The following is a 13,532-nucleotide window of genomic DNA, read 5'->3' as shown; positions in this document are numbered from 1 at the left end:
TGGGCGCTTTCAATGACGGCGACGCAGGACAGGGCCAACCGTGCCGACGCCATGCTGACAGAAACAGCCTTACGGGCCGACTTCTCCGCCGCCAGACGCCATTCCGAGGTTCTGGCATATCTGGATGGCCTAATGACCACAACCGCGTTCTAAGGCGTTAAAAATGGCCGATAAGCGAGGTTAGCATCTGCCGTGGCCGCAGGCCTCCGGCGAAGGGCTTCGCCCAAAAGAGGACGCCTATTCATCTGGTCGTGAAGGTTACATCACAACCGTTGTCAATCACACGCAGCTACGATGGCGCGGGGTAGCGGCGGGAAACACCGATGATGTTCGGCCTGATGCTGTCAAATCGCACGATGGTGACCGCAGAGCCACGTTCACCAAGTGTAACTAAAATCGCGCTACCTTCGCGCGTCAGCATCCACGGCGTAAGCTTTTTCAATGCTGCACGGATAACAGTTGGGGTCCCGCAGAATTTGGACGGCGTTTCGTCTGAACAAACGAATTGCACGTTCCGGCGTCCTGAACGCAACTCTTCAAGTTGTGATAGAGCAGCAAAGCCTGCCGCGCTGTCAAGACCGGCGTTCAGATGGACATACTGACCGGCGGGGCAAATCGGAGAAAGAGACTTTATAATCTCAACGGATCGTCGTTTGTTTTTAAGTCGGGCATCGTTCATATTCTCACCCGGAAATCCAACAAACTCTACTGTCCAGCGCGTCCTAACACAGCCCTCCTCACTGAATGATGCTCTCTCCACTAGGTCCCGCTCGACCGTGTAAGGCAGACTTAACCCAATCACATTCGGCTCCACTACTGACTCGACAAGTCCGTGAGGTTCGCCCCGCAAAACCAGTGTGCCAGCCGATGAAGGGGATAACGCGGCAAATTCGCCCAACGTTGGAACCGACGCGGTTTGGATAAGCATCAAGGCTGCTGCAAGCATGGTTTTCACTGCCTTATTACACGTGCAAGCATAGCGGGGTTACCCTAAAGCGGACAGACTGCATTCCACCCAATAGCAGCCGTTTACATGCCGTGGCGATTGCCATCGATAATGCAGGCTGTGGCCCAAGATGCCATCACACCTAAGAATATCCTCTTGTGCGCCATAAGGTAACGCCGGTTCAAATAATTGCTTTCATGAACCACGTTTTATCCGAAGTAGCGTAACGGTAGGACACGTTCGCAGCACACACTTTTTATTTCATTCGCGCTAAATAAGTCAATGCAGCGGCGATGTAACATCAATATCGCTAAAATAGGCTAATCAACTGATATAATCTGGCTCGGAAGCCGCACATAAACCTGATGCGCCCATCGATTAAAGCTTTTAATGCGGCCGTGCTCCGAATTTACAATCATTCGCCGCTCAATAATCCCTTCAACGGTTACCCGCTTACCTTTTAGGTATTGTTCTGCCGGGCTGCCATATCGTCTGGTAAGGACGCCGGCTACATTGGGGGCTAAACGGAACGTCACGTTATCGGGCGAGCGGTAGTCTCCCGAGGAATTTAGGTAGGTTGCCTTCCGATCTTTCCCTGTAGCCAACACCGTCATGACGTATTGTCCATGCCGACCCTTTCGGGCTGCATCCGCAGCCACAATTGCCTGACCCGGTTCTAAAATGGGTTTCGAGGCATCCGCGCGTAAAGGTAGCGTGACCGATGCCGCTACTACAATCGTCAAGGCAAACATGAACGGGCCTCCGTTATTTTATCAAGAATAGCCGGACAGAATTTTAGGCTACAGCATACAGGGGCGCAGCGTAAAGATCGGAGCCGGTATAGCTTCCCACCGAAACTGCGCTTGCCGCCGCTTGACGCGATAATGCTTACCTATCTGGATAGGGACGGCGCGGAACGGCTTATTGAACGACATGCCTCCCTCTTACCTGCCCACGGCAAACTGATGGTGACCCGTCGGCCGGCGGCGGCAACTAACCAAGGTGACAAGTATGAGGATGATTAATCATCCGGCATCTGCCTGATACGAATACACCTAGCAGGTTGATCACCATCTAGGACTTCGGCCTAACTCGACGATTGCCCACCGGAACGGATTAAGGCATTTGGTAGCCGCTTGCCTGCAAAATCAGGTGAGTGGGGCGTGGTAACCCCTTTTGTCATTCGGTCCGGTCGAGATTTCTCGGCCGGCTGGCTGCCGCCATGTCCAAGGTCCTACCTAAAAGCGGTAGCGGCCTTGTCCGAGTGCAGGGTTTACCAACGGCCGGCTTCTGCTGGCCTGCCCCCCACTGAACGGGGGATTAGTCAGTGAAACATCTGAAACAGAGCGTCGCCACCACGATATGCACCGTAGGACTTGCGTTAGCATCACCTGCCGCCGCTGCGCAGTCGACATACGACTGCGGAAGTCCCGCGTGCGATGCAATACAGCTTGACCCGTATGCGGCCCGTCTTGACGCAGCGTGGAAAGCCGACGTTACAACGCCCGAACAGCGTGAGAAAATGGCAGCCTTCGTCATTGACTATACGAGCGGTAAGATTACCGATTGGAAAAAGGCGGCGGATGCTTATTTTTCATGGCGCAACGGTAAACCGTATGTCTACGTCGAACCGGAGTCATATTATGCACGTCAAGGACGTGAGTACTCTATCCTCCGAAAGCAGGTGGAGAGCCGTATCCTTGAACAGCTAGTCGATCCTGATTCGGCCAAGATCGAGTGGCCTTTTAACTTTATCAACGGTTCTTGGAAGCACGACCTCTTCAAGAAAAACGTCAGTGGGTTGTTAACGTGCGGCTACGTCAACTCGAAAAACCGTATGGGCGGATATACGGGCCGGATGACCTTCGCAGTTGTCATCAACGATGGCACCATACGACACTTGTCGATCGATAGTCCCGGTAGCGAACTAAATGCTATGCTTTGCGGCAAAGCCCGGCTGCCGTCTTTGTAGGCGAGGCATAAGGCATCATTCAGCGGTGGCACAATAGCGTTTAACGGTCGCTAACGACAAACCAAATTGCGCCGCCGTTTGCGCAATGCTGGCAGCGTTATCTTTGCGCCACGCCTGCACCTGTACACGATCCGCAGCCACTGGCCTACCAAGGCTTACCTTCCCCCTATGGGTCTTCCCTGTAGCGGCAAGGGAGGCCTTGGCGGCGGCGCGTCCGGCATCGCACCGCTCCCTAATGCGCTGCCGTTCCATCTCCGCGACCTGCGCCAATACCGCGACGATCAACTCTCCAACGCCTTTACCGATAGGGCCAAGGCCCCGAACATCGACTGCAACGCCTTTGCCGATCAGGCGCCGGATCGTCGCTTGAATGTCCAAGGCGTCGCGACCCAGACGATCAATAGCGTAAATGCAGACCGTATCGCCCTCGCGGACGTAGCCTAGCAAAGCGGCGAAGCCCGGACGATCTGCGGCTAACACGGCACCCGATACGCCTTCGTCCGAAAACTCGCGGTCGAACACACCACCAAGCGCTTGCCGTTGGGACTCGATGCTCTGATCCGACGTTGAACAGCGGTAATAGGCAATGCGGGACATACGGGCTCCGAGTCGCTCAAAAGATATACACTTTTTACGCGCGTAGCGCGTATATGTGGAGTCCTATCTTTTGACCTAAGCCTTGTAGTCTGTGGCGGGGGGCTCAAAGGCTACAACTTTGAAACTCACCTTTTGAACGCCCTCTTTCCGCGCCCAAAATCGTAATGATACATCGAAGGCGCGCAGTGAGGATCACTGTGATTGCAACTTTGTAGATATTTCTTTCAGAACCACCTCAAATAGAGCAATAGTGTCCGGCATAGGTGAAGCTGCCGTCAGGCCAGCTCGAACAGCTTGAAAGTAGCTGTAAAATTGGGATTTATCTATCTTACTATCTGTCTGACAAAACCCGTCTTTCAAGCACGCCTGACGTACATCGTCTTGAAATAAGCCTTCGAACTCCTTACCTTTTAGTGTGGAACTTAATTCATCAAGAGTGGCTACTTGGTTTTCATCGAGCATTAGAGTTGTCTTGTATTTAGCCTTCTCTTTGCGCCCAGCGTCGTCGTCATCCAATACGGCAACAAAACGGATACCCCACCCTCTTAGAATTCCGATAAGAGACGTCATTCCGCCAGCGCCCACCGCCGGAATGACCCGGAATTCACTGTCACGACCCAATTCTTCCAAAAAAAACCGAAACGGGTAATAGTCAAATTTCCCCTCTAAAATGATCACCGGGTCAGTTAAATCTAAGGAACCCGAGGAGTGATCTAAAACGTCTAGAACGGGCTGGTAGTAAGTCGTTTTACTTGGGTGCTTTGACACAAACTCTTTGTACTTAGCAGCACTGATTTTTACTCGGCTACCTATCGAAGTCACACCGGTCTCGTCCTTTTCTGCATCGATAGCCGAGTTCGACACAATGTAGGCTTGCTCTAGCCATAAGGGATTTACGAGATAGTGACTGTGAGTGGAATAAACGATTACGTGATTGGGCTCTGCTATTTTCTCAAAGCTTTTCAACAATCGCTCCTGAGCCTTAGGATGGAGGTGCGATGCTGGCTCGTCGAATAAAAATATAAGCTTTCTTTTGTCTGCACGCGCACCCTGAAATTGCGTGAATAGCAAAAACGAGAAAAACCACCGGAATCCGACGGACCTTTCAGATATATAAAACCTGTGATCGCCCGCCAAAATTGAAAACTCTAAATAAAGGTGGTTGTCTTGTTGCTCGTCAATATGCCACTCGACAACTATCTGCCTATTTGTAACCGGCTTCTTAAATATTTCCCCCCACGCACCAAAGACAACTCGGTTGAGTTCAGCAGCCAAGGCTTGGACTGTGGAATCGATCAAGCGTCCATCATGTGATGAACGTAGAGCAGAACTGAACGTTTGACCGGGCTTGCGATGCTTGTTTACCCGATTTAATATGTGAGTCGATACATTAAGCGGGGTAGGCAAACCGTTGAGGGCATCCGACATAATTGCGCGATAATACGAATCTACCTTACCATAATCTCCTTCAAGATAGACCCGCTTAGGAAAATCTATCAAGAATGTTGGGAAATATATGGATCGTGGAAGATGCTTCCTGATCGCAGAGATGCACTTATGCCAAGTCGGCCGAGACAAATCAAAAAGAGAACCAACTTTACTACCTGTAATTTTTCTAACTTTCGGCAAAAAATTCCAGTTTGTTCCACTACTTTTGTATTCACTTTCAATAAACGAATACCATTTAGTGATGTTTATTTTGCTTTGCAATTCTCCTACGAGGAGGTAATTTTCGGTTTTGAGAATAGACGACACTTCGTCTGCAAACTTTGGATTTTGCCCAAAGTCAAGTTCTACGGTGAGTTCCGACTTACCGGTAAAACCTGCACTGTGATGCTTCGGCACGAAGTCGTCCAGATCAATGTTTGTGTTGGTCGCTTCTAACAAATCACTGGTGTCAGCATCCTGTAATATCGTCTGGGATAGCGCCTCTATCAAAGAGGTTTTACCTCCCTCATTAAGACCTATCAGAGATACAAAGCGACCGGGAGACTTTCCACCTTCGACGGAAATCCTTATGTCGTCGATGCCCTTGAAGTTCTTAACCTGAAAACTAGTGATCTTAACCATATCCAACCAGACCTCTTAAACTTACATCCTAGCCGCGAATTGACCAGATTGAGACGTTGGCGGCAAGGCCTTGGTCAAATGCCTGCTTTCGGACGGAAGTTCATCCTGACCTTGCTAGAACATCGTGATCTCGGTCTGCCGTCCCCGCCTAGTGCGTGTCGAACTCGTCTGCGGGCATTCCGAGTTCCAGCACGGCGTACAGTTCTAAGAGGTATTGATCGACTGGATCGGGCACCGGCAGGAACCGAACCGACATACTGGCCACCGCTTCGACGTGCCGACGAAAGCAGGCTCCGAACGTCTCGTCAGCCTGTAGTGCCGCCCGCGAGTTCGCCTTCGTGTAGGACGCAGCGATCCCGAGTTCGCGGCGTGCGCGCTTAAACGCGAAGGAAGCGGAATTGTGGTTCGGTGTCCGATGCGCCCGCAAGCGCTGTTTCAGGTTCCTGGTTCGACCAACGTGCTGGATATCGCCATCCGGGCCGATAAGCAGGTATATACCAGCGGTCGCCGCGTGCCCGATTGCGCTTACCGGGACGAGCGTTGACTCGATGAGCGCTCGGAACAGCGCAGGCATCCGGGTGACGTGCTCCGCAAAGGTGTTGTTCAATGGGACACCCCCTCGTTTGCGCTCGCTCTAAAACGTAGATCGGAACGGCAGCGGGCGAAAGACCCCCACAGCAGGGGGGCAGGGAGTGCCCATCCGCCTGCATCGAAGGGGTCCGCATTCGAGCGGGCAGGAACCGTGACGCAACGCCGGAAAACCACCCAGTTGCGGGGCCAATTTTTCCGCGCATAGCAAGCGGTATCGCTACTTATTGGCTATAGAGGCCTTTTTTACCTCTGATTTCACCATCGCGTTAGGCTTACTGGTTGTTAAATTACTACTATGGCTTAAACTATGAATGTACCGCTCCATATACTTCCAATCTGGCTTACCTTTGACGTCGATTGGTAGCTTAATAATGGAAGACGGCATCCGCGATGGTCTCCACTTTCTACCATACCCCCACCTATACCTATCCACTTCAATAACGGTACTGATGAACATACCCAGTTCTGCCGACATTTCTCCCTCTAGAAGGTAAAGAGGATTAACATCATGAGAGCAGGTAAACTTCTTAGGCTGATAAAATGCATTACCTACAGAACCATTATTCGAAACTGTTATGCACCCAGGGTTAAACATTTTTCTGTCACTTGACTCATAGGGATTCTCATCACCATTTCTGGAATAAATAAGTATGTCATCAAGTTCGTGAAAGGATGTAACCCCATTATTAAATTCGGTCGCCCCAATAAAGGGAATGGTTACACTATCACCAGAGTGAATCGGCGGCTTCTTGTTATAGTATCCGTTCCTTATCCTGAAAACCTCGTCAAAACGAAATGATTTCCATTTAGATGTGTCTAGAGGCACTAACTCGGCAGAGGCCGAGCTATCATCTATAACGCTTATGTTGCCCGATACGTACTGGTAACCAAGATAGGTTCTTACCTTCTTTTCAAAAGCTGCCTTATTAAGAACCGAGAAATCGGTATCTAGATACGCCTCCGCTACCCATTCGTCCGCTGGCCCGACCACCTGCCTGACAGCCAGCCCGGGACGATCATAATTCGGGTACGCCGCTAAGAAGTTAGCCCGCTTGGTATCCCAAGTGATTGGGATACGACCTTTCTTCTTATGGATCGTAAATCCATCATCCTTTAAGTATCCAAACCATGTTGGATGATCCACAGGATGCGGAACATGCGCGGTAAAGACCATTATGCATGTGGTCACGCCCACGGGATAGAACAGTTGATCGGGGGCCGAAACTACCGCGTCAAGCCTATGCCGTTTATGCAAGGCCTTGTGCTTTGCGACAACGTCAGTTTTCGTAGTTAATGCGCAACTAGTTTGCACAATCGCAACGCAACGTCCGTTTGGAGCGAGGCTATCCAAGGCATTCAAAACAAAATCCAGTTGCTCTGCGGGTCCATTAGCTTTGGAATATGGCGGATTTAGTAATGCGACAGTCGGCGCCAACTGCTTTACTAGCGCCTTGTGTGAAGAATTAAAGCAATCATCATTATAAACCTGTGACTTGCCATCACCCCTCATCATCATATTCGAGCAGGCATAAGTAAACATATCAGCGCGAACCTCGCTGCCAACAAGCTGATGCTCCTTAATATGCTTTATCTTTGCTTTGTCATTGCCCGCAAAGGATATCATCCTTTTAAGAGCGGCAATCAGAAAGCCGCCAGTGCCACAGCAGGGATCATAAACAACGTCGTTGACGGTAAGCTTTGCTAAATCACAGAACAGGTCGGTCACATGCTCCGGAGTCAATACCAAACCCGTTGCTTGGTCAGAGCCGGCGTATCGCACAAATTCGCGATAGAACCTGCCTAAAACGTCAAAACCCTGTTCTTCAAACAAGACAAGAGGGTAAATCTGGGCATGTATCTTTTCTATAAAAAGCAGAACAGCATCATTTGCCTCTTCTTTTCCTGTAACTTTGTTACGTATTACTTTCACACTAGTTATCTTATGCCCGCGTATGCTATTGTATTGCATAATGATCGTTTCGCGGCGCCCTTCGGTAATGCCATTCTTCTTTAGTACGCGCTTACAAGCATCCACGATCATCTCTATAAGTGCAGACACATCTGCACTCGCTCCATAGGTCTTACGGAAAAAGTCATCCTGTAGCGCAACCAATACCGCACTGATAAAAGTACAGCGTTCGTGTTCTGGTATCTCGTACTGATGCAGTACGCTGTTATACTCTTGCGCCTTTTCTTGGATATGAATGTTTCCAAGCTGTTTGGCGAACTCGACATTCTGATTCAGCTTTAGGTATGAGTAAATTGACAGAAGCTTACTGTCGCCTGTTTCAGTATAATCAGTCGATCCCGCTGGCGAATGGAAATGCGAAATTTCAAGAGCATTTTCGTCACTTCCTGACACCGCAATGCCTATAATGTCATAACGATCATCTACTTGTTTTGCAGCTTGCATGTAATGCAAAACACCATCCACCGCATAATCAGAAGGCCTGTTTCGTCCTTTGCTTTCGTGCTTTTTCGCATCACGCTTGCACTCGACCACTATCATGACGAACCGATTTGCGGAAAACGTGATGATAAACTCCGGGTAGCCCGCATTTCCACTTGCCTTCTTCGAGGCGGCTGCGAACAACTTTTGGAATCGTTCCTTCGAAGACTTTTGCTCTTCCAAGGAAACCTGATCGTATATCGGATCGGCCTTAAAGTGCGCGCGGACGAAGTCTTCGGTAATACGTTCAGTCATGGCAACCCTACAATTTACCTTACCCTATCGTGGCAGATTCGGGTCGTGAAGGCTCATTTGACCTTGCCCTCGAATCATCGGCGCCGAGTTTAGGCATGAGCAAAAGAGGGCACCGCGGAAGTGATGTTGGGCGGTGTGTTGACCATGCCGCCAATGACAGGTTTTTTCTAAACAAAACCAGTCACTTGGAGAGCCCGCTGGCGGAGACGGAGGGATTCGAACCCTCGGTACGGTTTCCCGTACGACGCTTTAGCAAAGCGTTGGTTTCAGCCACTCACCCACGTCTCCGGTGCGGCAGGAGTGGGGCTATAGCGACGGTCGGCGGCCCGATCAACCGGGCTGACACCCGCGATCGAACGTAATTTCGCGGCACATCGGCGTTCGTTCATTGCCGGGCAAGCGCGAGGCTGGTTAACGTCGCCGCGACGGCGCGGTCGCGGGGGCCGGAATTGCGAAGGGGGACGGCATGCGTGTGATCGGATTGGGGATAGCGTTGGCGGGCCTGCTCGCCGGGAGCGCGCCGGCGCAGGTGACGACGATCGACCCCAATCGCGCGATCGACGGCGACCTCTCCGCCCCGGTCCGCCCGGCGCCGCGCGCCACCACGCCCGCACCGGCCCCGCAGCAGCAGCCCGCCCCCGCGTTCGAATCGGCTCCCGTCCCCGCCGTCGCCTCGCCCGCGCAGCAGGAAGCGCGCGCCGAGGCGACCAGCCAAGCCGCCGCGACCTATCAGCGCGAGGACCTGCTCGCCGCGGGCGAGGGCGTGTTCGGCAAGGGCGCCGCGGGGCTCGCCGGCATGCTCGAAAAGGTGCTGAAGGATCAGGGCCAGCCCAATGCCTATATCGCCGGGCGCGAGGCGGCGGGCGCGTTCGTCATTGGTCTGCGCTACGGATCGGGCATCATGAGCCACAAGGTCGAAGGGCAGCAGCCGGTCTACTGGACCGGCCCCTCGGTCGGCTTCGACGTCGGCGGCGATGCCAACAAGGTGTTCGTGCTGGTCTACAACCTCTACGACACCGAAGAGCTGTTCCATCGCTTCCCGGCGGCGGAGGGGCGGCTGTACCTCGTCGGCGGATTCGCCGCGACCTATCTGCGGCGCGGCAACATCGTGCTGATCCCGATCCGCCTCGGCGTCGGCTATCGGGCGGGCGTCAACGTCGGCTATATGAAGATCACCCACACCGCGAAATGGATGCCGTTCTAGGCCGAGCGCCGGGGCGTCAGACGACGCGGGCGTTGCCAGCGGCCCTGCCCCGGCCGCTACCCCTCGAACCGCCACCCCAGCGTCTCGCCCGCCAGGAACGGCACCACCTCGCCGATCCGCTCCGGCACCACGACCGCATCGCGCACCAGCGTCACCGTACCCGCGTTGAGCGGCAGCCCGTAGAAGCGCGCGCCATGTTCCGCGGCGAACCCCTCGAACCGGTCGATCGCGCCCTCCTCGTCGAACACGCGCAGATACGCTTCCAGCGCGAACGGCGCGTTGAAGATCCCCGCACAGCCGCAGCCCGATTCCTTTGCGCCGACGACATGTGGCGCGCTGTCCGTCCCGAGAAAGAAGCGCGGGCTGCCCGACACCGCCGCACGCCGCACCGCCAGCCGATGCGCCTCGCGCTTCAGCACCGGCAGGCAATAGGCATGCGGCCGCAATCCGCCGTCGAAGATCGCGTTGCGGTTGATGAGCAGATGCTGCGGCGTGATCGTCGCCGCGATCGGATGCGCCGCCTCGGCGACGAACGCCGCGGCTTCGGCAGTGGTGATATGCTCGAGCACGATCTTGAGCGCCGGATAGTCGCGGGTGAGCGGGGTCAGCACCCGCTCGACGAACACCGCCTCGCGGTCGAAGATGTCGATGCTGCGATCGGTCACCTCGCCGTGGATCAGCAGCGGCATGCCGATCCGCTGCAGCGTTTCGAGCACCGCGGTCAGCTTCAGGATATCGGTGACGCCGTGCGCGGAATTGGTCGTCGCATGCGCCGGGTACAGCTTGCACGCGGTGAACACCCCCGCCGCATGGCCCGCGGCGATCTCGGCCGGATCGCTGTGATCGGTCAGGTAACAGGTCATCAGCGGCGTGAAATCGACGCCCTCGCCTACAGCCGCGCGGATGCGCGCGCGATACGCCTCCGCCATCGCGACGTCGGTCACCGGCGGGGTGAGGTTCGGCATGATGATCGCCCGGCCGAACTGGCGCGCGGTATGGCCCGCCACCGCCTGCAGCATCGCGCCGTCGCGCAGGTGGACGTGCCAGTCGTCGGGGCGGCGGATGGTCAGGCGGTCGGTCATGGCGCCCTCCTACCGATCGCATCGGCGCACCGCCACCTTGGAAAATGCGCCGCGACACCTAGGTGCAAGGCATGCATGCCACCACGCTCACCGATCGCGCGATCGTCCGCCTGTCCGGAGAGGACGTCCGCGGCTTTCTCCAGGGCCTCGTCACCAACGACGTCGCCGGGCCGCTACCGGTCTGGGCGGCGTTGCTGACGCCGCAGGGCAAGGCCTTGTTCGACTTCATCGTCTGGGCGGACGGAGAGGATGTGCTGCTCGATGCCGAAGCGGCGCAGGCGGATGCGCTGATCCGCCGGCTGGGCCTGTACCGGCTGCGCCGTGCGATCACCATCGTCCGCGACGACACGCTGGCGGCGCATTGGTCGCGCGACGGCGACGAAGGCGTACCCGACCCGCGCCTGCCCGCGCTCGGCCGCCGCTGGATCGCTGCCCCGTCCGCCCCGGCGCAGGGCTGGCACGAACACCGCCTGTTGCTCGGCGTCGCCGAAGGCGTCGGCGAGCTCGGCAACGGCGAGACGCTCTGGCTGGAATGCAACGCGCGCGAACTGAACGGCGTCAGCTTCACCAGCGGCTGCTATATCGGGCAGGAGAATACCGCGCGCATGCACCACCGCGCGAAGGTGAACCGCCGGCTGGTCGTCGCGCCGCTGACCGAAGCGGGAGACCGCACCCGCGCGACCTATCCGGACCTCGGCCTGATGATCGAACACCGCCGGGTCGAAACGCTGGGCGACGCGCTGATCCCCGACTGGCTTGCCGCGGCGCTCGCCGACGATCAGCGCCCGACGGCGGTATACGCGAAGCCGGTCGCCTCGACGTCCTCGCGGCGATAGACGTTGCGCAGGTCGACCAGCACCGGCGCCGCCATCACGCCCTTCAGCTTGACGAGGTCGAGCGCGCGGAACGCATCCCATTCGGTGACGATCACCACCGCATCCGCCCCGGTCGCCGCCTCATAGGCATCCCTGCAACAGGTCAGCTCGGGCATCATCCGCTGCGCCGGTTCCATTCCCTCGGGATCATAGGCGCGCACCGTCACCCCGGCATCGGTCAGCGCCTGCGCGATCGCGATCGACGGCGCGTCGCGCATGTCGTCGGTATTGGGCTTGAAGGTCAGGCCCAGCAGCGCGACGGTCTTGCCCTTCGCCTCGCCGTCGCCGCCCGCGGTCAGCGCGTGCAGCACCTTGCGGCCCATCGCGCGCTTGCGGCTGTCGTTCACCTTGACCACCGCCTCGACGATATGGACCGGGCTTTCGAAATCCTCGGCGGTCTTGAGCAGCGCCAGCGTGTCCTTGGGGAAGCACGACCCGCCATAGCCGGGACCGGCATGGAGGAATTTCTTGCCGATGCGGTTGTCGAGCCCGATCCCGCGGCTGACGTCCTGGACGTTGGCGCCGACCGCCTCGCACAGATCGGCGATCTCGTTGATGAAGGTGATCTTGGTCGCGAGGAACGCGTTCGCGGCATATTTGATGAGCTCGCTGGTCCGCCGGCCGGTGAACAGGATCGGCGATTCGTTGAGATAGAGCGGCCGGTAGACGCCGCGCATCACGATGCGCGCGCCCTCGTCGTCGGTGCCGATCACGATCCGGTCGGGGCGCTTGAAGTCGCCGATCGCGGCACCCTCGCGCAGGAACTCGGGATTGGAGACGACCTGGATGTCGACGTCGGGGCGCGTCTCGCGCAGGATCGCCTCGACCTTGTCGCCGGTGCCGACCGGGACGGTCGACTTGGTGACCACCACCGTCGGCCCGGTCACCGCAGCGGCGATCTCCTCGGTGGCGGCGAAGACGTAGCTGAGGTCGGCATGGCCGTCACCGCGGCGCGACGGCGTGCCGACCGCGATGAAGATCGCATCGACGCCTGCGACCGAAGCGGCGAGATCGGTGGTGAAGGTCAGCCGCCCCGCTGCGACATTGGTCGCGACCAGCGCCTCGAGGCCCGGTTCGTAGATCGGCATCCGCCCCGCCCTCAGCGCGGCGATCTTGCTCTCGTCCTTGTCCACGCAGATCACGTCGTGACCAAAATCGGCGAAACAGGCGCCCGACACCAGGCCGACATAGCCCGAACCGATCATCGTGATGCGCATCGATACCTCTTGGCGATGGGACGAACCCCGGACCCGCGCTCTCTACCCCAACAGCCGCGGATTGCCAGCATCCCGCAACAGCAACCCGCACGTCGGATACCGACCGTAAGACAATCGACGCGCCATGAGATCCACCCGCATCCCCTCTCGCGCACCATCGTCGCGCCTTCGCGTCTTCGCGCGAATCTCTTCCGGCCAGCGGATCCGGTGAACGGCGGCAGGTTGTGTTCACGCGAAGACGCGGAGACGCGAAGAGAAAAGGGAAAAAGACTTT

General features: G+C 56.3%; 11 protein-coding genes and 1 tRNA gene. 3 read left to right on the top strand and 9 right to left on the bottom strand.

What is annotated here, in order from left to right:
* Positions 1 to 289 precede the first annotated feature (289 nt).
* Complete coding sequence (locus AC1RTO_RS15730; RefSeq protein ID WP_493161744.1) at positions 290 to 955, bottom strand: hypothetical protein; 666 nt, start codon at positions 953 to 955, stop codon at positions 290 to 292.
* Positions 956 to 1,266: 311 nt separating this feature from the next.
* Complete coding sequence (locus AC1RTO_RS15725; protein ID WP_493161743.1) at positions 1,267 to 1,698, bottom strand: hypothetical protein; 432 nt, start codon at positions 1,696 to 1,698, stop codon at positions 1,267 to 1,269.
* A gap of 575 nt (positions 1,699 to 2,273) precedes the next feature.
* Here AC1RTO_RS15725 and AC1RTO_RS15720 point away from each other — a divergent pair.
* Entirely contained in the window at positions 2,274 to 2,918 is a 645-nt protein-coding gene (locus AC1RTO_RS15720) for a hypothetical protein (protein WP_493161742.1), read from the top strand.
* 15 nt (positions 2,919 to 2,933) lie between these two features.
* On the opposite strand, the gene AC1RTO_RS15715 is transcribed toward AC1RTO_RS15720, so the two are convergent.
* The 5 genes from AC1RTO_RS15715 to AC1RTO_RS15695 form a co-directional block, all read right to left on the bottom strand.
* A complete protein-coding gene (locus AC1RTO_RS15715; protein ID WP_493161741.1) occupies positions 2,934 to 3,515 on the bottom strand; it encodes a recombinase family protein in 582 nt (193 codons plus the stop codon).
* Positions 3,516 to 3,707: 192 nt separating this feature from the next.
* Entirely contained in the window at positions 3,708 to 5,585 is a 1,878-nt protein-coding gene (locus AC1RTO_RS15710; protein ID WP_493161740.1) for an AAA family ATPase, read from the bottom strand.
* Positions 5,586 to 5,733: 148 nt separating this feature from the next.
* Positions 5,734 to 6,192: a GIY-YIG nuclease family protein gene (locus tag AC1RTO_RS15705; protein WP_493161739.1), complete on the bottom strand. Its 459-nt coding sequence runs from the start codon at positions 6,190 to 6,192 to the stop codon at positions 5,734 to 5,736.
* Between the two features lie 201 nt (positions 6,193 to 6,393).
* Positions 6,394 to 8,880: an N-6 DNA methylase gene (locus AC1RTO_RS15700; protein WP_493161738.1), complete on the bottom strand. Its 2,487-nt coding sequence runs from the start codon at positions 8,878 to 8,880 to the stop codon at positions 6,394 to 6,396.
* Between the two features lie 198 nt (positions 8,881 to 9,078).
* A tRNA-Ser gene (locus tag AC1RTO_RS15695) sits at positions 9,079 to 9,168 on the bottom strand.
* Positions 9,169 to 9,346: 178 nt separating this feature from the next.
* On the opposite strand from AC1RTO_RS15695, the gene AC1RTO_RS15690 reads away from it, so the two are divergent.
* The gene (locus AC1RTO_RS15690; protein WP_493161737.1) at positions 9,347 to 10,084 is read left to right on the top strand and encodes a DUF1134 domain-containing protein; all 738 of its coding nucleotides are present in this window, start codon (positions 9,347 to 9,349) and stop codon (positions 10,082 to 10,084) included.
* A 56-nt stretch (positions 10,085 to 10,140) separates the two neighbouring features.
* Here AC1RTO_RS15690 and pyrC read toward each other — a convergent pair whose 3' ends face one another.
* Positions 10,141 to 11,166, bottom strand: a complete 1,026-nt coding sequence (gene pyrC, locus AC1RTO_RS15685; RefSeq protein ID WP_493161736.1) for a dihydroorotase — start codon at positions 11,164 to 11,166, stop codon at positions 10,141 to 10,143.
* Positions 11,167 to 11,237: 71 nt separating this feature from the next.
* Here pyrC and ygfZ point away from each other — a divergent pair, with 71 nt between their 5' ends.
* The gene (gene ygfZ, locus AC1RTO_RS15680; RefSeq protein ID WP_493161735.1) at positions 11,238 to 12,002 is read left to right on the top strand and encodes a CAF17-like 4Fe-4S cluster assembly/insertion protein YgfZ; all 765 of its coding nucleotides are present in this window, start codon (positions 11,238 to 11,240) and stop codon (positions 12,000 to 12,002) included.
* Here the strand turns inward: ygfZ and AC1RTO_RS15675 are convergent.
* Positions 11,945 to 13,258: a UDP-glucose dehydrogenase family protein gene (locus tag AC1RTO_RS15675; RefSeq protein ID WP_493161734.1), complete on the bottom strand. Its 1,314-nt coding sequence runs from the start codon at positions 13,256 to 13,258 to the stop codon at positions 11,945 to 11,947. The two genes, ygfZ and AC1RTO_RS15675, sit on opposite strands and share 58 nt — an antisense overlap.
* Between the last annotated feature and the right edge of the window lie 274 nt (positions 13,259 to 13,532).

This window comes from Sphingomonas sp. GW821-FHT10F09 (assembly GCF_058809195.1).
This window is presented reverse-complemented; position numbering and strand designations above follow the sequence as displayed.